A 21,573-nucleotide genomic window follows, 5' to 3' on the forward strand; every position below is an offset into this window, starting at 1 on the left:
GTTAAGGTTAACTGATAACATAATTTTTAGTCTTTCACGCATTGATTAACAGGACATATTACGTGAGTAAATTAGAACAATTTCAAGATTTTATCCGCTCAAACGGTAAAGAGCTAACGGGGGTAAATGTCCCTGTGGTATTAAGTGATGAAAGCGCCAAAACTACCAATGTTAAATTTCATTTTGGTTGGACAATTGAAATTGGGGTAACCAAACACGAACATGGTGGCTATTGTCCATCAGGCATACAGTCAGGAAGCTCATCGCAAGCGTGTGATTGTGCCCACAATAAAGCCAAAGAGTATGTCAGTGGTCAAAATGGATTTTTTAATGAGACCTTTAAAAAAATCTTAACCGCTGATGTCGCCAAAAACTTTATCATTAAAGATACCAATCTAGGTTCAGCACCTGATAGTTATGTGGGTGAAGATATTTGCCATATCTGTAATGGCCGCGGCAAATGTTCATGCTCATCGTGTAATGGCAATGGCTCAACATCATGTACATCTTGTAGCGGCAGCGGCCGTCATCATGTGACTAGGCAAGATCACAATAACCGCACCGTTTACACCACAGAGTCGTGTTCATCATGTTATGGCAGCGGGACAAAAACCTGTTACACCTGTAATGGCTCAGGTCAAGTCACCTGTAAAACTTGTGATGGCGGCGGATATTTATATTACAGCTACACCATTGATGGCGATGCAAAACGATCAACTAAATGGTTTATCAACAGCCCCGATTATCACCAGTGGATAACAGATTACGTTACCAATGCGGGCTTTAATATTATTAACAACATCAGTGACGTGAATGAAATTGACGTTACTGAAGCCCTAAATGGCTGTACGTTCATCTATGGTTTTACTGCCAACCTACCGACCCTACAATATACCGCGACCATAGATAACACCGATACCACCCTGTGCTTTGCAGGTACCAACAATGTGACTCACAATGCCGGTGGCGTATATGACCCAGCAGTGTGGAAAAATGCCAAAAAGTTAGCCGCCGGAGACAAAGACGATGATAAGAAAGCCTTAGCGATTCCGGCCATTAAAAATATTATTGAAGCCCATGAAACCAAAACAAAAATTGCCTTACTGACTGAAAACTGGGTATCAAAAGATATCAAAGAGGCGGTCATCAGCAACTACCAAAGCTTGGTATCTCAACTTAAAAAAGATAACAATCAGGGTTTTGCATGGCAGTTGGTCAAAGGCGTTGTCAATTGGGGACTAATTTTAGCTATGGTAGCTATGTGTTTTGCCATGCTAGCACCTGAAATGATTTATGATGCTGAGTATCGCTCGGGGCTGCTAAGTCATTATCAATTTTTTATTGATTTACTGTTAGCGAGATTCGGCCTTTATGGACTCCCCACTTGGTCAAACTACCCTATCGTCCTTGCATGGTTTTGGGGATTATATGTCGCTATTCCTAAACTGTATTGGAAGCAAATTAGTCAGCCCAAACGGCTAGGGTTAACTGTACTTTCTGGCTATGTAGTATCGTACTTTTTACTGAACCTTGTTGCTATCCTGTTCACCCTTAGCCATTACCCTTTGCTCCCCACCAACATGTTAGTGGGTGGCGGGTTACTGCTGAGTTTATATTTGGTTTTTGCGGGCTTTTTTGGGCCTAAAAAGTGGTACTTCAAAATACTGGCAGGTTTGGCTGCTGTAGCTGGCGTCGCAGCGCTCCAATTAGGCTTAGAAACCGTAAGCTCTCAAGTGCAATTTATACCAGAGCACTATTCGAAATACTCGCGATACTTAGGCGCTGCACTGGATCCGGCTATTCAATATATGCCGTTTATTTATATTGAGATAGCAGTATTAGCGGTTGCAACAGGGATTATCACCACCCGCAGACGATTCTGGATAAAGGCCAAAACCGCAGTATCTGAATACGACTGCGCCGTATTGCTTAAATCTTTAAAGCTGGACAAATAACTATCCATAAAGCGACTGGCTGGGGGATATTTTAGCCAGTCGCCCTTTTAAAATACCCTCGAACGCAGTACTCTAACCTTAATAGACATGGCAAGTATGGAGTACCGCCAATAATGAGTATGACCCGCTTAATGACCAATGCCATTTCGGTCGAACCTTCACCAGCTCGCACTCCAACTATCAATATTACTTATTTCTCTTCTATCAATAAGTCTGCAAATACCATAACGCAAAGCAATAAACACCATATTGGTGCGCATCAAACCCTGAGTATTGTGGCAGATGATAATCAACATCTTGATATTGATAACCTGAGCCATCAAGACCAAGGTTTTGAATTGAGCGATCAAGAACGTTACGCCTTATTTGATAGCCAAGGCATGAACCGTGACTTTATTCGCCGGCATATTCGTCAAGAACGTAAAAGTTATACCCAAGCAGAACAGCACCAGCTTTCGTTAATTGCCTGTCGCCATATGCTGGCAGAAATACAGCAAAAAAATGCCCAAGCAGTGGCTCTGTACATCAGCCATGACGGTGAACTGGCAACACAAAAATTAATAGAAGCCCTTTGGCACATCGGGGTAAAAACCTACTTACCTCGCATTCACCCATTTAGCAAAGGTAACTTGTTGTTTTTGCATTACCATGCCGAATCAAAAATGGTATTCAATCAATATGGTATCGCTGAGCCTGCGTTGTCGGTGCAAGATATTATCCCAGTAAACAAACTGGATATGATTGTCACTCCACTGGTTGCGTTTGATGACAAGGGCAATCGCATGGGCATGGGCGGTGGCTATTACGATCGCACTTTGTGCCAAGTGATTGATGGTAAACCATTAGCGGTGGGCTTTGCCCACGACTGCCAGCAAGTGAGCCAACTCCCAGTAGAATATTGGGATGTGCCCTTACCAATAATTATCACCCCTACAAGGCGCATATCCTGTATATAAACCATTAATATGTCAGCAATTAACATGCAAAAAAAGCCCATCACGACAATATCATGATGGGCTTAATATTAGGCTGAGAACTCATTAAAACACTGGCGTTAACTCACCGCTTTATCTAACGCTTGGCTGATATCGGCAATAATGTCATCGATATGCTCAATGCCCACCGAAATACGTACTAAATCTTCTGATACCCCAGCTTTAGCTAATTCTGCGCTGTCTAACTGACGATGTGTGGTACTAGCAGGGTGACAAGCCAGTGACTTTGCATCGCCAATATTCACTAATCGCAGCACCATTTGCAGCGCATCAATAAATTTACCACCAGCCACTTTACCCGCCTGTGCATCGGCTGCTTTTATACCAAAACTGATAATGCCTGAGGCTTTACCGCCGGTGATTTTTTTACATGTCGCGTTAAATGGGCTATCAGCTAACGCAGCGTAGTTTACCCAGCTTACATTAGGGTGTTGCTGTAAATACTCGGCTAACGCTAGGGCATTACTGCAATGGCGTTCCATGCGCAGACTTAAAGTTTCTAGCCCTTGGAGTAATAAGAACGCACTTTGGGGTGATAAAGCTGCGCCGGTGTTTCTTAGGGGCACGACCCGGCAGCGGCCAATATAGGCAGCGGGGCCAAAGGCTTCGGTGTACACCACGCCGTGATAAGACGGATCGGGTTGATTTAAAATCGCAAAGCGGTCTTTATTGGCGACCCAATCAAATTTACCTGAATCAATGATCACCCCGCCAATAGTGGTGCCATGGCCGCCAATGTATTTGGTCAGTGAGTGGATCACAATATCTGCACCATGATCAAAAGCGCGGCAAAGCACGGGCGTTGCCACAGTATTATCGACAATTAACGGCACCCCATGTTTATGGGCAATGTCGGCCAAGCGTTGTAAATCGACCACGTTACCCGCTGGATTGCCGATGGACTCACAAAACAGCGCTTTGGTTTTATCATCAATTAGCGCATCTAAGCCGTCAAAGTCATCATAGGCCGCCATGCGTACATCAACCCCTTGGCGGGGCAATGTATGGGCGAATAAGTTATAAGTACCGCCATATAACTGGCTAGTGCTAACAATATTATCGCCTACTTGGGTGAGCGCCTGTATCGCATAGGTGATGGCCGCCATACCTGATGCCACCGCTAAGGCACCAATGCCGCCTTCGATGGCGGCTAAGCGCTGCTCAAGCACGTTAGTGGTTGGGTTCATGATGCGGGTATAGATGTTACCAGCCACTTTTAAATCGAATAAATCGGCACCATGCTGGGTATCATCAAAGGTGTAAGACGTGGTTTGGTAAATCGGCACTGCTGCGGCCTTGGTGGTCGCTTCCGACTCGTAGCCATAATGTAATGCCAGTGATTCCAGTTTCATGTTTTCTGCCGTCATAATGCCTTCCTTTACCTTAAGATATTCAAATTGGGCCATCTACCAAAAAGTTGTTTGCCGGATAAACTTTCGAATTAATAGCCGGATAAAAAACAACCAAAAACCAGTGGTACTCCACACTAACAATAAGACGTCTAGATGTCTATTTAAAATATTCAGCCATTAAAAAGGGAGCCGTAGCTCCCCTATATAAACTCAATAGCAAACACAGTTAGGCTAAGTGACGGCCACCATCCACCGCAAAACTGCGACCAGTGACGTATTGACTGCTTGTCAGGTAATCAACTAATTCAATGATCTCAGGGTTACCCGCCTCTTTAGGCAGTATGGCTTTGGCTAGCGCTTTTGCTTTGTAGGCCTCATCGTCGCCTTCATTAAACAAAATCATCGCAGGGGCAATGGAATTGACTTTCACCATAGGCGCAAGTTTACTCGCAAATGACAGGGTTAAATTGTGCATTGCCGCTTTACTGGCCGCATAGGCAATATGCTTTTTACTGCCTTTTTCTGCCACGTAATCGGTAATATGAATAATATTAGCACTGCCAATATTGCCACTTGCTGAAGCGATTAATTTGTCGGCCAGAGCCAAGTTTATTTGATAAGGCGCACTGACGTGAATATTCATCATTCGGTTCATGATATCGGCTGAGGTCATGCCCGGCTTGGTTTTATCGTTATGCCAGTCAGATGCATTATGAATGATGCAATGAAGCTCGTCATGGGTGTCATTAATGCGCGCTAACATATCGTCTATTTCAGCAGGAATGCACAAATCACATTGATAAAGGTCGGCACCTAATTCAGCTAATTCATCAATAGAGGGGTAATGGGTTCTAAAGGTGCCGATGACCTTCATGCCTTTAGCGAGAAAGTCCTTTGCTAAGGCGTAACCAATACGTTTGCCGACGCCAGTAATGAAAATAGTTTGCTTCATTGCAGTTCTCTTATGATGATTTTTATTGAAAATAAGAAGTGTTAGAAAAGGTCATTAATGCAGTCGTTTATCATTGCAATTAATCATAAGCAATTAATAATAGCCTCATTGACTCGAAATTAATGACCTTTAAAGTATGATTCAAGCTAAAGCCGATTAGCTGTTAGCAAAGAATTCAGCTCTTGAGGCAGGGTTAGCTTTAAAGCAGCCGCCTAGTGCGGAGGTTTTGGTATAGGATTGAGTATCCATAATGCCTCGGGATTTAACGCAGTAATGGGTGGCATTGATACTAATGGCAACATCGTCGGTTTCAAGCAAGGTTTGCAGTGCCACCAGCACTTGCTGGGTGAGTCGCTCTTGTACTTGAGGTCGCTGGGCAAAAAATTTCACTATGCGGTTAATTTTAGATAAACCAATAATTTTGCGCCCCGGCACATAAGCAACATTGGCAACACCATCGATGGTAATAAAGTGATGTTCACAGGTACTAACCACGCTAATATCACTGACTTTAACCATTTCATCTACGCCCATTTTATTGTCAATTTGGGTGACTTTAGGGAAGTGGTTGTAATCAAGCCCAGAGAAGATTTCATTAACATACATTTTGGCGATTCGATGAGGGGTTTCACATAAGCTGTCATCGGTTAAATCAAGTCCAAGGGTAGAGATAACTTCTGTCATCAATCCTTGAATGCGAGCCACTTTTTGCTCGTTAGTCATGTCATTTTCAACGACTGGGGTTTCAAGACCTCGCTCAATCAGTACTTGCTGTACTTTACGTGCTTCTTCAGAAATCATGTGTTTTCCTTATGGCAACTCGTGCCAAATTAAAACTCACTTTATTTTCGCTGCTCTAATGATAATGAAACAGAGTCGGCAAAACGTAATGCGTGTGGTTTGTCGATTGTCACCCGCGACATGGTAATGGAAGGATGCTCACTGCAAATTGCCAGCACATCAGCAACTAATTTTTCCAGTAATAAAAATCGACCTTCTTCAACATGTTGGATCACTTTCTTGGTGATTATCTTGTAGTTCAGCGCATCAGCGACATCATCAGTTTGAAAAGACTTATCGGCTGGGTACTGAATTTCAATATTAATAACAACATCTTGCTGCTTTTCTCGTTCATCAGGGTTAAAGCCGATGAAAGTACGTAAACGTAAATTAGTAACTTTAATAATTGCTTGGCTAATTGACATAGAAAGCCTCATTTTGAATACGCGTTTTTGGATACTGTTTTTGTATACCAATGCGCAATACGTGAATACATCTAGTAAAGATCAAATAAAAAAAGAGCCAACGTAAACTCTGCTGACTCTCCTATTTATAGCGATAAACAAACCATTATGCGAGTTTACGTGCTTGATAGCTTAGTTAACTTACCTTAATTAGTCAGCTTAAAGAAAATCAACTACCACAGGATTAACTTCAAGCTAGTTGGCTTACTAAAACTCTTTATAATTTCTATAACTTACCTTGAAGAAAATAAGGTAAAACACCGGCACTATGATTAATGTCAATATGGTTGCAACCCCAAGACCAAACATCACTACCGCCGCTAATGACTCAAAGAAGGCATCGGTCAATAGCGGTAGCACCCCTAAAATGGTGGTGATAGCAGCCATACAAACGGGTCTAACACGGCTAACGGTTGAGTTAAATACCGCTTCAAAGGTTTCGACGCCGTCATTAATCTCAGTGTTAATTTGATCCAGCAAGACAATACCGTTTTTAAGTAGCATACCCGATAAACTTAACATTCCCAGCAGCGCCATAAAGCTAAAGGGTTTATCTAAAATCAATAAGCCTGAGGTAATACCAATAATGGCCAGCGGCACACACGCCCAAATCACTAATGGTTTTCTCACTGAGTTAAACAAGAATACCGTGATTAAGAACATGAATAAAAAGCCCAGTGGCAAGGTGGCAAATAATGACTCTTGTGCATCATTGGATGATTCAAACTCACCGCCCCACTGCAGCTCATAACCCACAGGTAATTCTAGCGCTTCAATTTGTGGCTTAATTTGGGCAAACAATTGCGCCGGTAAAATATCATACTCAAAATCCGTATCGGCAAATACCGTTAAGGTACGTTTGCGATCCCGGCGTTGAATAATGGGATCTTCAAACTTAACCTCAAACCCATCAACCACTTGCTGCAGCGGTACAAAGGCAGACAGCGCAGGGCTCCAAATACGAACACTTTCAAGTGAGTCGATATCAATACGCTCATCTTCTGGTAAACGGCCAATGATTGGCAATAAGGTCGTCCCTTCGCGGTATACCCCTATTTGTAACCCTGTAAACGAAAACTTAATCGCTTCATCTACTTCACTTTTTACGATACCTAAACGTCTTGCTTGGGTTTCATTAAAGCGAGGCGCAATGTATTTCACCCGTTCACGCCAGTCATGACGCACGTTAACGGTTGCCGGTGTGGCCTGGAATATCTCCATCACTTGCGCTGCAATGCTTCGCAATACATCAGGGTCTGCACCGCTAATACGCGCTTCAATTTTAGCGTCTGTTGAAGGGCCGATTTCTAAGCGCTTAAACTTAAACTGCGTCTGCGGGTATTTAGCTTCGACTGCCCTTCTAAATTCAGTCATTACCTCACTAAGAGACTCAAAATCTTCGGTGCGAATAGCCATTTGCGCATAAGATGCGTAGTTTTTCTCTGGCGAGTAAGTCAGTAGAAAACGCGGAAAGCCTTTACCTATGCTCGAGCCAACAAACTCAACATTATCAAGCCCCATGGCGATGGACTCCATGCCCTCGACAATGCCCTGAGTTTCACGAATATCTGTGCCTTCTGGCATCCAGGCATCCACTAAGAAAATCGGCGTGGTAGAAGGCGGGAAAAACGATTGCTTAACGTAAGCAAAGCCATAAATCGAAATACAAAATGCCATCACCACGGCGATAACACTCACCCAGCGATGCTTCATACACCAATCGAGTAATACTTTGTAAAACACAAAAAAGGCACCACCGTAGGGATCTTTAAGCTCACCTTCCACTTTTTCAGCATCTTTTCCAAAAAATAACTGCGCAAAAAATGGTGTGATGGTAATGGCAGTAATCCAAGATAAAAACAGTGAAAACAGTAATACCCAGAATAAAGAGCCCGCAAATTCACCGGTAGCATCAGGTGATAAACCGATTGGCGCAAAGGCAGTAATAGCAATCACTGTCGCACCAAGTAATGGCCACATGGTTTGTTTTACAATGCTTTGAGCAGCTTCTAAAGTCGTTTGGCCCCGCTGCCTGCCGATTAATATGCCTTCAACAATAACAATGGCATTATCCACCAGCATCCCTAAGGCAATAATTAACGCCCCTAAGGATATTCGCTGCAGCTCAATCTCTGCTTGCAGCATCAACATGAAGGTGCCTAAACAGGTTAAGAACAAAATTAACCCTATTAAAATACCTGACTTAATGCCCATAAAGACCAGTAGCACGCCGATTACGATCACTACCGCGGCAATTAAGTTCCATACAAAGCTGCCCACTGAAGCATCTACTTCATTAGGCTGGTTATACATGGTTTCAATCATCATGCCCGCTGGGCGGACACTTTCAATACTGGCAAGCTTGGCGTCAATGGCTTTACCCACTTCAACCACATTCACCCCGGTTGAAAATGCGATGCCAATGTTGATCGCATTGTGCTGATTAAAGGTCAGTAGATTGGTGGGAATATTTTGAAAGCCCCGCGATACTGTGGCGACATCTTTTAAGTAAATAAGCTTATCGCCTTGGGTGCCTGGAATAATCAGCCCTTCTAGCTCGCTAACAGACTTAAAACCACCACTGGTACGGATTTTTAAGTTGTCACCGGCAACCTGAATGTTACCAGCATCAGACACCATATTTTGCGAATTAAGCAGGTTGCTCACTAAAGATGGATCGATATTAGAACTGGCAGCTTTGTTAAGCGACATTTCAACGAAAACTTGTTCTTGTTGATTGCCTGCCAATGACACTTTACCGACACCTGGCACTAGCTCTAATTCACGTTTAACGTAATCGACGTAATCTAAAATATCGCGGTAACTGTAATCGCTACCGCTGACCATTAGCATCACCCCGTAAACATCACCAAAATCATCATTGACCATCGGGGCCTGAACCCCTGGCGGTAAGCTGGACGACATATCATTCACTTTTCGGCGCAGCTCATCCCAAATTTGTGGAAGCTCATCAGGGCCGTAGTTATTTTTCATGGTCACAGTAATTTGTGACATTCCCGATGTGCTTAATGACTTGAGAGTATCGATATAAGGCAATTCTTGAATGGCCTTTTCGATTGGGTAGGTCACTTCTTCCTCCACTTCCGTTGAGGTCGCCCCTGGGTACAGGGTGACAACTACCGCATCTTTAATGGTAAATGGTGGGTCTTCTAATTGGCCAAGGCCGGTAAATGACATTAAGCCGCCGATCAATAAGATCAGGGTAAACATCCAGCTAATGACGGTGTTTTTGACAAAGTAGCCTGCAATATTCATATGTCACTTTCCTTTGTGTTAGCTGGAACGATTGTGAGTAATGGGTTTATTAACAATACAATCATCAGCCTACACTCCCCCTACTACTTGTACTTTTTGACCAGCCACTAAACGTGAAGCGCCCGTTTGAATAATCACTTGGCCATCTTTTAGCCCATCGATAACTTCAATTCTGTCGCCGACGATCACACCTAAAGTCACGTGCTGATACTGGATAGATTGATCAGATTTATCAAACAGCCAAACACCACTGTCTTGTATTTCAATGTCACTGCCATCTTGCATAATCACCGCTTCGATAGGCACCAAGAACTGTCGGTTGTAGGTGTAAGTAAGGTGGCTTAAGTCAACTTTCACCTTGGCAGGCATACCTTCAAGCACTTTATATTTAGGGTCTAAATCTACTGCTATCGTGGCTATATAGGTTGAAGTTGCGGGATCTTTTTCGGTGTTAACTTCCAGTAAATGGCCATCAAATGTGGCATTAGGAAAGGCTTCAAAACTGACCTCTAGCAATGCGCCTACACTTCTGTCCTTAGCCTTCTTTGACACCGCAATCAACATATCAGGAATTTGTACATCCACTTCGATGCGCTCAATCTTTTGAATACTTACCACTGGCACGCCCGGCTGCACGTTTTCAAAAGACTCTAAAAATACATCACTGATCACCCCTGAGAAGGGCGCTCTTAGCTCAGTGTATTGCAGATTAAGCTCTGCTTGCCTTGCCTCGGCTTTTGCTACTAAGTACTGGGCATTCATTTGATCATAATCAGATTGCGCCATTAACTGCTTAGCCACCAACTGTTTACCACGTTCAGATTGTTTAAAATTAACCTCCATACGTGCCCTTCGATCGCTTAAAGCAATCTCAAAGTCAGTTTTTTCTAATATCGCCAGTAAATCTCCCTTTTCGACTTTTTTGCCTTTGCTCGCTGGAATTTGCGCGATACGGCCGCCAACACGAAAAGAAAGGTTAGTTAAGTCTTGCGCTCTAGCAACACCATTAAACTCACGGATCACCGAGTTATCTACAACCGGTAAAGCGTAAGTCGTAACTCTAGTAACATTGGGCTCAATATCGGGGCTTTTGTCACAGCCACTCAGAGTCATAACCGCCAGCAGCAGGCCAACACTTTTAAGCATGCTATAGATAAAATTACTGTTCATATTTATAAGCCTCGCTCTTTAATCCATTGCACCGCAGCTTGGCCATCTTTAAGCTCAGATGCTCCAGCAACGACTAACCAGTCACCATCTTCAAGGCCAGATATTAAGCGATTGCCTTTTAATTTTACTGGTACTTTTTCAAGGGTTAACGCCTTTGGAGACCAGATAAAAACAAAGTCAGTTTCATTTTCAGTAATCACAGCACCAGCAGGAATTTTAGGATGAGCATCAGCGGTTCTGGCAGGCAGTTTGACTTTTACTTGGGCCGACATCCCCGGTAGCACATTAAGTTGCTCAGGCATTGGCAGGGTTAAAATGATGGTGTAACTACCTGTGGTTGAGTCGGCAATGGTATTGAGCTCTGTTAAACTGGCAGCATACCAACGATCGCGACTGTCAAACTTCACCTCAAGGTTTTGCATCTTATCAAAGCTTGAACCGGCTTTTTGAATCGCACCAATAAACTGCTCAGGTAACTGAAAACTAATATCAATGGCTGATTCGATCCGAATTCCCATCACTTCTTCTTGGGCTTGAACATATTCAAAAGCACGCTTGCTGCGTTTAGAAATGATGCCTTTGTAAGGAGCCAATAATTTGGTGTAAGTCACATCTGCTTTGGCTTTGTCTAATGCGGCTTGGGCAATGGTGTAATCGCTTTTGGTTTGATCGTAATCATTACGCGAAACCACCCCTTGCTCAACCAAAGATGCATTACGCTCGAACAGAACTTTAGCTAATTCAAATTGCGCCTGAGCGACAGCCAATTGCTGTATATAAATAGCGCCATCAAGTTGCGCAAGCACTTGGCCGGGCTCCACGGCATCGCCGGGGCGCACAAAAATGTCAGCAATTTCACCAGCAACCCTAAAAGATAAAGCGGCTTTTTCTGAGGCTTTTACTTCACCAGGTAAAAATCGTTCTCGAAAATCACTGCCCACATCAATTTGCAGGACTTTAACGGGCCTGGGGTCAAATGATGCAGCTGTTGTAGTCTGCTCAGCAGCAGTAGAATACGCGAGAAAGGGACTGGTTAAAGCCACCAAGGAGAACACGAGTAAAGAAGAAAATTTACAGGGCTTCTTCATTTTTTGCTCCGAAACATTTTAGTTAACTAGATAATAACATTCAAAAACTTACAATAATAGCGACTATAAGCCAGCAACAAAGATCTAAACAAGCACATTTGACGTATTATTCATTGTAGTAACTTATTGAGTTAATTTAGAACTTAGTAATTAACCATAGAGGTATCGAGATGGAATTACGGATTTTTTACGACAGTGCCTGCCCCTTATGCAGCAATGAAATGCAACAATTAAAGCAACATGACCGCTTGCACAAAATTGAGCTGGCTGATTTAAACCAAGACGGTTTTGCCGAAAAGTATCCCCATATCGACTTAGAAAAAGCCAACAAAATTTTGCATGCAGAAACCAACCATGGCGAAATATTACTGGGACTGGATGTGACGGCAAAAGCTTGGGCACTTACAGGAAAACATCAATGGGTACAGTTATTGCGCTTACCTTGCATCAAACCATTAGCCGATGTGGCTTATCTTGGTTTTGCAAAACACCGCTACAAATTATCCTACCTGTTAACCGGTAAGCAGCGCTGTGAAGATGGTAGCTGTAGCATCAAATAGTGAGTTAACTGCTTAAAGCCATAGCTACAATCAGCCATCAACCCAAGGAGATTTACTTGAGCCAATCATTCACTGCAAATTCAGGCTCAGTTGCGTTAATCATTGGTGCATCTTCTGGGATTGCAAAGGCCATTATTGCAGCACTGATTAAGCAAGATACGGCAACTGACATAAAGCACCTCATCAGTATCAGCCAATCTGCAACTGCTGAGACGAAATTGGCTAATGAAAGTGCTAACCCCATAACTCAGCAACATATTAGCTGCGATTATTCAGCAGACGCCATTGCCACACTGTGCCAGCAATTGCAGCCGTTTAAAGGTAAAATTACTCGGGTATTTATTTGTAATGGCAGATTGCACAATCAGTATCAAATGACTGGCGCAGCAACAGGGAGCGCCTCAGAAAACACAGTTTCTAAAACTCTCCCCTTTAAAACAATAGCCCCTGAAAAGCGCTTAGAAGATGTTAACCCTGAGGCAATGCAGGCTTTGTTTGAGTCAAACACCATTACCCCTATGCTGTGGCTACAGCATTTAGTCAAACTGGTTGCAGGTAAACAGGGCTGTATTATTAATGTGCTCAGCGCCCGAGTAGGCAGTATTAGTGATAATCGCTTGGGAGGATGGTATAGCTATCGCGCTTCAAAAGCTGCGCTAAACATGCTAATTAAAACCGCGGCGATTGAATATGCTCGGCGTGCCAAAAACGTAAAGCTCATTGCTTTTCATCCCGGCACCACAGACACCCCATTATCCAAACCTTTTCAGGCCAAAGTGCCCGCTGAAAAATTATTTACTGCTGAATTTGTCGCGTCGCAATTACTGAATATCAATAACGCAATTAAGGAAGCTGGAAGCGAAAGTAGTGAAGATGACAACGCTGAAATTGACCGAATTTACTACGATGGACAAGCCAGCTTTATTGATTGGCAAGGAAAACTGATTAGTTGGTAAAGGGCTTAGGTCTTTTTCCCTTGCAGCAACTTTAGCCTGTCAGCAACAAAAATGCGAAGCCAAAGGCTTCGCATTTTTATCGGTAAATCAAGTTATCAATAATTGATAAGCTTAAATTTACTTAACGAACTCAACACCAAGTTTGATGTCGCCGTTTAATGTATCAAGCATTGCATCACGGGCATTAGCTTCAAATGCGCTAACATCGCCGTATGGTAATACTTTTTCTACGCCGTTTTTACCAAGTAATACAGGTTGTGCGAAGAAGTCAGCATGTTCACTGCCGCCATCAACATAAGCACATTCAACCACGTTAGCTTCGCCTTGTAGGCCGCGAACCAATGATAGGCCAAAGCGACATGCCGCTTGACCCATAGACAGAGTCGCACTACCGCCACCCGCTTTAGCTTCAACAACTTCAGTACCCGCATTCTGGATACGTGTTGTTAGCGCTGCAACTTCTTCATCAGTAAAGCTTACGCCTTCAACTTGTGAAAGAAGTGGCAGAATAGTCACACCACTGTGGCCACCAATAACGTTGATGTTTACATCAGCAACGTTTAGCCCTTTAAGGTCAGCGATGAAGGTTTCAGAGCGGATAACATCAAGTGTCGTCACACCGAATAAACGGTTCTTATCGTAAACACCTGCTTTTTTAAGTACTTCAGCCGCAATAGCAACAGTAGTATTTACTGGGTTAGTGATAACGCCAATTAATGCTTTAGGGCAAGTTGCCGCCACTTTTTCAATAAGGTTTCTTACGATACCCGCATTGATATTAAATAGATCTGAGCGATCCATACCAGGCTTACGCGCAACACCTGCAGAGATAAGAACAACATCAGCGCCAACTAGCGCAGGAGTTGGGTCTTCACCAGCAAAACCAGCCACTTTTACATCTGTAGGGATGTGGCTTAAGTCAACTGCAACACCCGGAGTAACAGGAGCAATGTCATATAAAGACAACTCTGAACCTGCAGGAAGTTGAGTTTTTAATAGTAAAGCTAAGGCCTGGCCGATACCGCCAGCAGCACCAAGTACAGCTACTTTCATGATGATCTCCAATTACGTTCTAGTGATTGACTTCAGTCTGGTCTGTGACACAGATCATGTTTTCTTGTGGCGTCACATTACTGGATCACAGCGAGGATTTCAATTATCCCTTAGTAGATCACACTAATTTCCTTATTCTATGATATGTATATAAATAATGACTAATTTAGCCAGTAATAGCTAAAATGAATTTTTATTCACCAATTTAGCTTATTTCTTGACTTGATGCGTTTATCTATTCAGAATGAGCTACTTTTTTGAATAAAATCTATTCTTTTTAAAAATTACTATAAGACGAAAAAAATATGCCAGCGACTAAGAATCAGGATGAACTCGTAAAGACGTTTAAGTCGATATTAAAGGAAGAGCGCTTTGGTAGCCAAAGTGAAATCGTAATCGCACTGCAAGCAGAAGGTTTTGGCAATATTAACCAGTCAAAAGTTTCCCGTATGCTAAGTAAGTTTGGTGCAGTACGTACCCGTAATGCTAAGCAAGAAATGGTATATTGTTTACCCGCTGAGTTAGGTGTGCCAACAGCAGGCAGCCCTGTTAAAAACTTGGTATTGGATGTGGATCATAACCAAGCGATGATCGTAGTCAGAACCAGCCCCGGCGCAGCGCAGCTTATTGCCCGATTATTAGACTCGATAGGTAAGCCTGAAGGGATTTTGGGGACTATTGCTGGTGATGACACTATCTTTATTTGTCCTTCAAGTATCAAAACCATTGATGATACCTTAGAAACGGTAAAATCACTGTTTGGCTATAGTGAATAGCCCTCTTAGCAAATAACACCTTCACGATTTATTGAGCCATTAAAAAAGCAGCCTTAGGCTGCTTTTTTGGTTTTAACAGTGCGTAAGTGTTAAATTGAGGCGATTTCAGCATCGGTGAGAAAACGCCATTCGCCTTCTTCTAAATCAGCATCAAGTTCAATTTCACCCACAGCTTCACGATGTAAATTGACCACCCGATTCCCCACAGCAGCAAACATACGCTTCACTTGATGGTACTTACCTTCGCTGATAGTTAATCTGGCATGGTATTCATCAATGATCTCTAGCAGCGCCGGTTTAGTTAAGCCGTCTTCACTTTTTAATTGGATCCCTTCGGCAAAGGTTTCCACCAATGCAGGATCAAGTGATGCAGCAGCTTCGATAAGGTAACGTTTACCGCAATCTTTTTTAGGTGAGGTGATTTTATGTGACCACTGGCCATCGCTGGTGATCAGCACCAAACCTGTGGTGTCCACATCTAAACGCCCAGCAATATGCAGGGTATCGACTTTTTCAATATCCATTAATCCCAACACCGATTGATATTCTTCATCAATGGTTGAGCAAATGGTATCAACAGGCTTGTGCATCATGATGTAGCGCTCGCCCACGATCTTAATTTGACGACCTTCGATACACACTTCAGTATCATCTTTCACTTTAAAGCTCGCGTCTTTAACCACGTCACCATTACAGGTCACTTCACCTGACTTGATAACTCTTTTTGCTAATGAACGAGTCAGCTCGGTGCTCTCGCAGATAAATTTGTCTAAACGCATATATAAAACCAAGTGAAAACTAATTGGTCGCTATTATGAGCTGTTGGCTAGCAAATAGAAAACGATAAATGGCCACTGTAACATTCTGGTAATTTTTAGTTACACAACACAGTCAATAAATGCTCAATTTATCACTAAAAGCCTAGCCTTAGCCCTTGTTAAGTGCCCCTGTTAAGACTTAACATGTTGGTCACATAAAACTGTCTTAAGGCAGTGAACAATAAAAACAGCTCAAAATTAAGGCCGATAAAAAGGCTTCACTCTTCAATGCATAGGGAAACAACATGAAAAAGCTAGTTATCGGTGGGCTTTGCGCCTCACTTATCGCAGGCCTTAGTGCCTGCAATTCAGATAAAGCAGTCACTGAATCCGCAGCACCAGAAGTCGCTAAAACAGAAACCGCAGTTGCCGTTGAAAAAGCCCTTACCTCAGGTATTAGCTTTGACAATATGGACAAGTCAGTTCGCCCACAAGATGATTTTTACCTCTACGTAAATGGCGGCTGGTTAAACACCGCGGAAATCCCTGGTGACCGCACCAATATCGGCGCCTTTTACGACTTGCGCGAAAATGCCCGTGACGACGTTAAAGCCATCATCGAAGATGTCAGTGCAAACCCAGATCTTAAAATGGGTACTGATGAGCAAAAAGTGGCCGATCTTTACCGTTCATTTATGGATGTTGAAACCTTAAATAAATTAGGTATTAGCCCAATCCAAGCTGAATTTGCCCAAATTGCCGCGCTAAAAGATAAAAATGAATTAACCGCCTATTTTGGCGAAAGCCAAGTTAATGGTGGCGGCACACCATTAGCGTTTTATGTCAATGTTGATGCTAAAGATTCAAGCCGTTACGCCACCCATATTTGGCAATATGGTCTTAGCCTTCCTGAAAAAGATTACTACTTCAATGAAGAAGAGCGCTTCGTTAATATTCGTAGCAAATACCTTGAGCATATCGAGAAGATGTTTGACCTTGCCGGCCTTGAAAATGGCAAGCAAGCAGCGCAAACGGTTTTAGCATTAGAAACCGCTATCGCTGAGCAACATTGGGATGTAGTTGAAACCCGCGACAGCACTAAAACTTATAATCGTTATCAAGTTAAAGATTTAGCGACCTTAGCACCAGACATTAACTGGGATGGCTATTTAGCAGCCCTTGGTGGTGATAAGCAGTCTGACATCATCATTAACCAACCAAGCTTTATTGAAGGCATGAACCAAGTAATTAAAGACAATGATCTTAATACTTGGAAAACCTACATGACCTGGATGGCACTCACTCATAATGCGAGTCACTTATCTGAAGCGCTTGATAATGAAAACTTCGAGTTTTTCTCAAAAACACTTAATGGCCAAGAAGAGCAACAACCTCGCTGGAAGCGCGGCGTAAGCACAGTCAGTGGCACCTTGGGTGAAGTTGTCGGTAAAGTGTATGTAAAACGTCACTTTGTACCAGAAGCAAAAACCCGTATGAGCCAATTGGTTGAAAATTTACGTGGCGCTTACGGCACTAGCATCGAATCATTGGATTGGATGAGCGAAGACACTAAAGTTGCAGCTAAAGATAAGCTGGCTAAATTCAATCCTAAAATTGGTTACCCTGATAAGTGGGAAGACTACAGCAAACTCACTATTGCAGCCGATGATTTACACGGCAACATTAAACGTTCTGCGGTTGTTTCTCATAACAAAGATATCGCAAAACTTGGTCAGCCAATTGATAAAGGCGAGTGGCACATGACGCCGCAAACCGTTAATGCTTATTACAATCCAACCATGAACGAGATTGTCTTCCCTGCAGCTATTTTACAGCCACCATTTTTCAACCTTGAAGCTGATGACGCGGTAAACTACGGCGGCATTGGTGCAGTCATTGGCCACGAAATGGGCCACGGGTTTGATGATCAAGGCGCTAAATTTGATGGCGAAGGTAACATGCGTGATTGGTGGACTGAAGCTGATTTAAAAGCCTTTACCGCTAAGGGTAAAGCATTAATAACTCAGTACAATGGTTATCAAGTATTTGATGATTTACACGTTAATGGTGAGCTAACTTTAGGTGAGAACATCGGTGACTTATCTGGTGTAACCATCGCTTATAAAGCCTACAAAATGTCATTGAACGGTGAAGAAGCACCGGTCATTGACGGCTTAACGGGTGATGAGCGCTTCTTTATGGGCTTTAGCCAAATTTGGCGAGTAAAAATGAAAGAAGAAGCATTGCGTAACCGCGTTGCTACTGATCCGCATTCACCAGGTCACTTCCGTGCATTAGGCGCACTGTCTAATATGCCTGAGTTTTACCAGACTTATGGCGTAAAAGAAGGTGACAAGATGTTTATCGCCGCTGATGAGCGAGTAAAAATCTGGTAATCATTAACTTAAAGTCATTAGCTTGAGTAAAAAATAATAAGGGCATCATTTGATGCCCTTATTATTTGGCTACATAAAGTACAACTGTGCGCCTTAAAAGCATTAACCCGCAAAATCTACCTATTCCTAATCCATTGCCTCTTGAGCGCAGCGTTAAGACATTGCTTTTAACCACACCATAAACCGACATGGTATTCAGGTGTTATTCAGCTAATTAAAGCTAATCTAGCCCCATCAATTTCACGCAGATATTGAACTAAGGTGAATACTCAATGAGTCGAATTTTTAGAACCTTTATTATCTTTTTATTGTTGCTGACAAGCCGCAATGCCATTGCCGTAACGGTGGACACCAAACCCGTAAAGCCCACTTACGACTTTAGGCAAATTGTGAGTAACGATCTCGACAGCCTATTAGCGTTACAAAATACTCTCGGGGCGGCGCCGCAGCAATTTAGCCATGATTTAGATGCCTTGTTTGAGCGTGCCCCTGAGGCACAATCGGAGCTAAGCAATTTAGTGACTAAAATTAGCCAGCAAAATCAGGCTTACACGATTATTCCTAAAATAAAAAGCTACCAAAGAGCCCAGCAAAAAATCGCCCTTAAATTTGACGGTGATGCCAGCTACCTCACCGATATTGCCAGAGCAACCATTGTTACTAATGATGTTGCCAGCTTGATGAGCGCTTATAAAGCCATTGTCGCACACGCTGAAGTCGTACAAGTTAAGAACCGCTTTGCCACTCCTAAAGCATCTGGTTACCGTGATTTAAACCTGCTGGTTAAACTGCCTCAAAGCCAAATGGTTGCTGAAGTGCAATTACACCTTAATAAGATTGCTGAAATTAAAAGCGGCCCAGAGCACCATGTCTACGAGCAAATTCAACACATCGAATTACAAGCTCAACGCCAACATAGACCCGTCAGTGAGCTTGAATTAATGCAAATTGTGAAACTGCGTCAAACTTCACACAAGCTGTATCACAAAGCGTGGTTAAGCTATAAACGTCAGAGTTTGGCAGAACTGCAAGCGGCATAAACTCTCAAATAAAGCACTAACTCGTTTAACGTTCGCCCCTGTACCCCTTGTTATTTACCTCCCCTTGGCACCTTTTTAAAAGGTGCTTTTTTTTGCCTAAAATAAAATCTGAATTGGTTAAAAGCGCCATTCAGGCTATACTCCCGCAATTATTGCCCGATGACTGGATACACTGATGAATGACATCATTGAAATGCTACAAGACTTGAGTGAAACGGTACCAGTACCACTCGAATTACCGACATTCGAGCAACTGGTAGAAGTGGAAGAACAAATTTTAATTTCACTGCCAAATGATTTAAAAGAATACTTATTATTTGCCAGTGATGTCATTTATGGCTCCATTGAAATGGTCACGGCATCAGATCCGTATTCACACACTTATTTACCTGAAGTGACCAGCTATGCCTGGTCTATCGGCATGCCAAGAGAATATATTGCTATCTGCCAGCAAGGCGATAACTTTTATTGTATCGACCAAGAAGGCAATGTGCGTCACTTCTATAAAGGTCGCATGGTCGACATTATGTGGGAATCATTGTGGGACTGGATCCAAGACATTTGGCTGAAACGAAAATAGCCTAAGTTTGACCAGCTAACATCATCAACGTACACAGTAAACCCATACCGTTACAGTATTAGAAAATTAGGAAACATCATGGCTAAATCAAACAACTTAAACGCAATTGAAATGCAGTGTTTACGGTTATCTTTAGGGTTAACGGTTGAGCAAATTGCTGAGTTAACTAAAACCACTCCTGAAGCGGTGATTGCTTGGGAAGCAGGTGAAACTGAAGCGCCTGTGGTTGCACAAAAGAAATTGCTTGAAATTGAAGACACCATTGAGATGCAAGTGCTTAACACCACTGACGGTATCGAAGCGTTATTTAAAACTGAACCTAAGCGCCGTTTAGCCTTTGTGGTTTACCCAACTCAAGCTATTTACACTCAGTACAATCCTGAGTTTTTAAGCTCACTGCCTTACACTGAGCTTTATAATACTGCGGCGTGGCGCATCAAAAAAGAATGCCAAATCGTACTTGATGTTGAAGTCAGCTTAGTGGCCTTAGAAGTGGAAAGCTACAAATCATTCCGTGCTGACAAGGGCATGAGTGAAAGCCGTGAGAGCCGCGCAAAATGGGCTGCAGCTCAGCTGTAAGCCCTTAAGCGAGCACTTTATGACATTAAAATGGGAAGCCTCTGGCTTCCCTTTTTATTGCTGACTTTTAGTGTCAGTTTTATCGGTGTAGCGATAGTGACATCAAACTCACTCAATCAATTCGATCAAGTGTTACTCACTTTGGGCCGCCGCTTTGGCCGCTGCTGACTTTTTAAGTGCTGCCGCTAAGCTCGGGCTTTGTTGTAAACGGTCACGATAAGCGGTGAGTTTAGGCGGAATGGTTTGCTCAAACATAGTGGCCCACAATAACGTTTGCGCCAATAAAATATCAGCAATGGTTAACTCGCTGCCACAAAGATAGCCTGATTCTGGTACCCATAATTCAGCAATAGCCGCAGCACGATTAAACTCAAACTTTGCCACTGGCAACATGGCATCTAAACGCTGCTCATCTGGTAAAGCAAAGCGGTGCTTACCCATACTCCATAAAGGCTGCTCTAATTCACAAATAATAAAACTGACCCATTGATGATGTTTTGCTGACGCTGCGCTGCCAGGCATAGGTAAAAATCGGCCATTACCGTACTTTTCAGCCAAATATTGTAAAATAGCGGCTGACTCAGTTAACACCAGCTCACCATCCGTAATCACGGGCATTTTACCACTGGGATTTAAGGCCAAATAGGCTTCAGCGCGGTTATCTCCTTTTGAAAAATCCACAAAGGAAAACTGCCACTCAATGCCTAGCTCTTCTAATAGCCAAGACACGCGTAATGCGCGACTTTGGGGCGTGCCATACAAAGTAATCATAATCTGTCCCTGTTTAATAAAGTAAGCTAATAACTGCCATAAAAAAGCGGCTTGCGCCGCTTGGTATTCATG

General features: G+C 42.9%; 19 protein-coding genes. 9 read left to right on the plus strand and 10 right to left on the minus strand.

The window, feature by feature from the left end; translation table 11 throughout:
• Positions 1-62 precede the first annotated feature (62 nt).
• Positions 63-1,955 carry a hypothetical protein gene (locus tag Q4546_RS16585; RefSeq protein WP_303446644.1) on the plus strand — a complete coding sequence of 631 codons (1,893 nt, stop codon included), beginning with the start codon at positions 63-65 and terminating at the stop codon, positions 1,953-1,955.
• 113 nt (positions 1,956-2,068) lie between these two features.
• The gene (locus tag Q4546_RS16590) at positions 2,069-2,911 is read left to right on the plus strand and encodes a 5-formyltetrahydrofolate cyclo-ligase (protein ID WP_303446645.1); all 843 of its coding nucleotides are present in this window, start codon (positions 2,069-2,071) and stop codon (positions 2,909-2,911) included.
• A gap of 98 nt (positions 2,912-3,009) precedes the next feature.
• Here the strand turns inward: Q4546_RS16590 and Q4546_RS16595 are convergent, their stop codons facing one another.
• The 7 genes from Q4546_RS16595 to Q4546_RS16625 form a co-directional block, all read right to left on the minus strand.
• A complete protein-coding gene (locus tag Q4546_RS16595; RefSeq protein WP_102438582.1) occupies positions 3,010-4,302 on the minus strand; it encodes an O-acetylhomoserine aminocarboxypropyltransferase/cysteine synthase family protein in 1,293 nt (430 codons plus the stop codon).
• 226 nt (positions 4,303-4,528) lie between these two features.
• Complete coding sequence (folM, locus tag Q4546_RS16600; RefSeq protein WP_102438483.1) at positions 4,529-5,254, minus strand: dihydromonapterin reductase; 726 nt, start codon at positions 5,252-5,254, stop codon at positions 4,529-4,531.
• 156 nt (positions 5,255-5,410) lie between these two features.
• Positions 5,411-6,055, minus strand: a complete 645-nt coding sequence (gene folE, locus Q4546_RS16605; RefSeq protein ID WP_102438485.1) for a GTP cyclohydrolase I FolE — start codon at positions 6,053-6,055, stop codon at positions 5,411-5,413.
• Positions 6,056-6,096: 41 nt separating this feature from the next.
• Positions 6,097-6,453 (minus strand): dihydroneopterin triphosphate 2'-epimerase, encoded by a 357-nt coding sequence (gene folX, locus Q4546_RS16610; RefSeq protein ID WP_076539769.1) that lies wholly within the window; start codon positions 6,451-6,453, stop codon positions 6,097-6,099.
• Between the two features lie 252 nt (positions 6,454-6,705).
• Positions 6,706-9,774: an efflux RND transporter permease subunit gene (locus Q4546_RS16615; protein ID WP_102438488.1), complete on the minus strand. Its 3,069-nt coding sequence runs from the start codon at positions 9,772-9,774 to the stop codon at positions 6,706-6,708.
• Positions 9,775-9,843: 69 nt separating this feature from the next.
• On the minus strand, positions 9,844-10,944 hold the full coding sequence (locus Q4546_RS16620; protein ID WP_241900969.1) for an efflux RND transporter periplasmic adaptor subunit: 1,101 nt from the start codon (positions 10,942-10,944) through the stop codon (positions 9,844-9,846).
• 2 nt (positions 10,945-10,946) lie between these two features.
• Positions 10,947-12,032: an efflux RND transporter periplasmic adaptor subunit gene (locus tag Q4546_RS16625; protein WP_303446647.1), complete on the minus strand. Its 1,086-nt coding sequence runs from the start codon at positions 12,030-12,032 to the stop codon at positions 10,947-10,949.
• A gap of 170 nt (positions 12,033-12,202) precedes the next feature.
• Here Q4546_RS16625 and Q4546_RS16630 point away from each other — a divergent pair, with 170 nt between their 5' ends.
• Together Q4546_RS16630 and Q4546_RS16635 are read left to right on the plus strand one after the other, a co-directional pair.
• Positions 12,203-12,592 (plus strand): thiol-disulfide oxidoreductase DCC family protein, encoded by a 390-nt coding sequence (locus tag Q4546_RS16630; RefSeq protein ID WP_102438492.1) that lies wholly within the window; start codon positions 12,203-12,205, stop codon positions 12,590-12,592.
• A gap of 56 nt (positions 12,593-12,648) precedes the next feature.
• Complete coding sequence (locus Q4546_RS16635) at positions 12,649-13,548, plus strand: SDR family NAD(P)-dependent oxidoreductase (RefSeq protein WP_102519397.1); 900 nt, start codon at positions 12,649-12,651, stop codon at positions 13,546-13,548.
• A gap of 117 nt (positions 13,549-13,665) precedes the next feature.
• On the opposite strand, the gene mdh is transcribed toward Q4546_RS16635, so the two are convergent.
• Entirely contained in the window at positions 13,666-14,601 is a 936-nt protein-coding gene (mdh, locus tag Q4546_RS16640; protein ID WP_102438496.1) for a malate dehydrogenase, read from the minus strand.
• Positions 14,602-14,906: 305 nt separating this feature from the next.
• On the opposite strand from mdh, the gene argR reads away from it, so the two are divergent.
• A complete protein-coding gene (gene argR, locus Q4546_RS16645; protein WP_076539676.1) occupies positions 14,907-15,377 on the plus strand; it encodes a transcriptional regulator ArgR in 471 nt (156 codons plus the stop codon).
• Between the two features lie 89 nt (positions 15,378-15,466).
• On the opposite strand, the gene rsuA is transcribed toward argR, so the two are convergent.
• A complete protein-coding gene (gene rsuA / locus Q4546_RS16650) occupies positions 15,467-16,156 on the minus strand; it encodes a 16S rRNA pseudouridine(516) synthase RsuA (RefSeq protein WP_102438498.1) in 690 nt (229 codons plus the stop codon).
• Positions 16,157-16,440: 284 nt separating this feature from the next.
• Between rsuA and Q4546_RS16655 the strand changes: the two genes are divergently transcribed.
• From Q4546_RS16655 to Q4546_RS16670, 4 genes are all read left to right on the plus strand, one after another.
• The gene (locus tag Q4546_RS16655; protein WP_303446649.1) at positions 16,441-18,531 is read left to right on the plus strand and encodes a M13 family metallopeptidase; all 2,091 of its coding nucleotides are present in this window, start codon (positions 16,441-16,443) and stop codon (positions 18,529-18,531) included.
• 272 nt (positions 18,532-18,803) lie between these two features.
• Positions 18,804-19,571, plus strand: a complete 768-nt coding sequence (locus Q4546_RS16660) for a RelA/SpoT domain-containing protein (RefSeq protein ID WP_102519400.1) — start codon at positions 18,804-18,806, stop codon at positions 19,569-19,571.
• Between the two features lie 175 nt (positions 19,572-19,746).
• Complete coding sequence (locus tag Q4546_RS16665; protein ID WP_076539686.1) at positions 19,747-20,151, plus strand: SMI1/KNR4 family protein; 405 nt, start codon at positions 19,747-19,749, stop codon at positions 20,149-20,151.
• A 78-nt stretch (positions 20,152-20,229) separates the two neighbouring features.
• Positions 20,230-20,730 (plus strand): DUF4447 family protein, encoded by a 501-nt coding sequence (locus tag Q4546_RS16670; protein WP_102438504.1) that lies wholly within the window; start codon positions 20,230-20,232, stop codon positions 20,728-20,730.
• A gap of 132 nt (positions 20,731-20,862) precedes the next feature.
• Here Q4546_RS16670 and Q4546_RS16675 read toward each other — a convergent pair whose 3' ends face one another.
• On the minus strand, positions 20,863-21,501 hold the full coding sequence (locus Q4546_RS16675; protein WP_102438506.1) for a glutathione S-transferase family protein: 639 nt from the start codon (positions 21,499-21,501) through the stop codon (positions 20,863-20,865).
• Positions 21,502-21,573 lie beyond the last annotated feature (72 nt).

It is taken from the genome of Shewanella sp. 4_MG-2023, from assembly GCF_030548015.1.
Lineage (GTDB): Bacteria > Pseudomonadota > Gammaproteobacteria > Enterobacterales > Shewanellaceae > Shewanella.

Bases quoted from the DNA above. Each gene is read 5' to 3' on its own strand.
- argR (WP_076539676.1), top strand. From the start codon at position 14,907: ATGCCAGCGACTAAGAATCAGGATGAACTCGTAAAGACGTTTAAGTCG.
- Q4546_RS16660 (WP_102519400.1), top strand. From the start codon at position 18,804: ATGAGTCGAATTTTTAGAACCTTTATTATCTTTTTATTGTTGCTGACA.
- Q4546_RS16630 (WP_102438492.1), top strand. From the start codon at position 12,203: ATGGAATTACGGATTTTTTACGACAGTGCCTGCCCCTTATGCAGCAAT.
- Q4546_RS16675 (WP_102438506.1), bottom strand. From the start codon at position 21,501: ATGATTACTTTGTATGGCACGCCCCAAAGTCGCGCATTACGCGTGTCT.
- Q4546_RS16625 (WP_303446647.1), bottom strand. From the start codon at position 12,032: ATGAAGAAGCCCTGTAAATTTTCTTCTTTACTCGTGTTCTCCTTGGTG.
- Q4546_RS16595 (WP_102438582.1), bottom strand. From the start codon at position 4,302: ATGAAACTGGAATCACTGGCATTACATTATGGCTACGAGTCGGAAGCG.
- Q4546_RS16665 (WP_076539686.1), top strand. From the start codon at position 19,747: ATGAATGACATCATTGAAATGCTACAAGACTTGAGTGAAACGGTACCA.
- mdh (WP_102438496.1), bottom strand. From the start codon at position 14,601: ATGAAAGTAGCTGTACTTGGTGCTGCTGGCGGTATCGGCCAGGCCTTA.
- Q4546_RS16590 (WP_303446645.1), top strand. From the start codon at position 2,069: ATGAGTATGACCCGCTTAATGACCAATGCCATTTCGGTCGAACCTTCA.
- Q4546_RS16670 (WP_102438504.1), top strand. From the start codon at position 20,230: ATGGCTAAATCAAACAACTTAAACGCAATTGAAATGCAGTGTTTACGG.
- rsuA (WP_102438498.1), bottom strand. From the start codon at position 16,156: ATGCGTTTAGACAAATTTATCTGCGAGAGCACCGAGCTGACTCGTTCA.
- Q4546_RS16620 (WP_241900969.1), bottom strand. From the start codon at position 10,944: ATGAACAGTAATTTTATCTATAGCATGCTTAAAAGTGTTGGCCTGCTG.
- folM (WP_102438483.1), bottom strand. From the start codon at position 5,254: ATGAAGCAAACTATTTTCATTACTGGCGTCGGCAAACGTATTGGTTAC.
- Q4546_RS16615 (WP_102438488.1), bottom strand. From the start codon at position 9,774: ATGAATATTGCAGGCTACTTTGTCAAAAACACCGTCATTAGCTGGATG.
- Q4546_RS16655 (WP_303446649.1), top strand. From the start codon at position 16,441: ATGAAAAAGCTAGTTATCGGTGGGCTTTGCGCCTCACTTATCGCAGGC.
- folE (WP_102438485.1), bottom strand. From the start codon at position 6,055: ATGATTTCTGAAGAAGCACGTAAAGTACAGCAAGTACTGATTGAGCGA.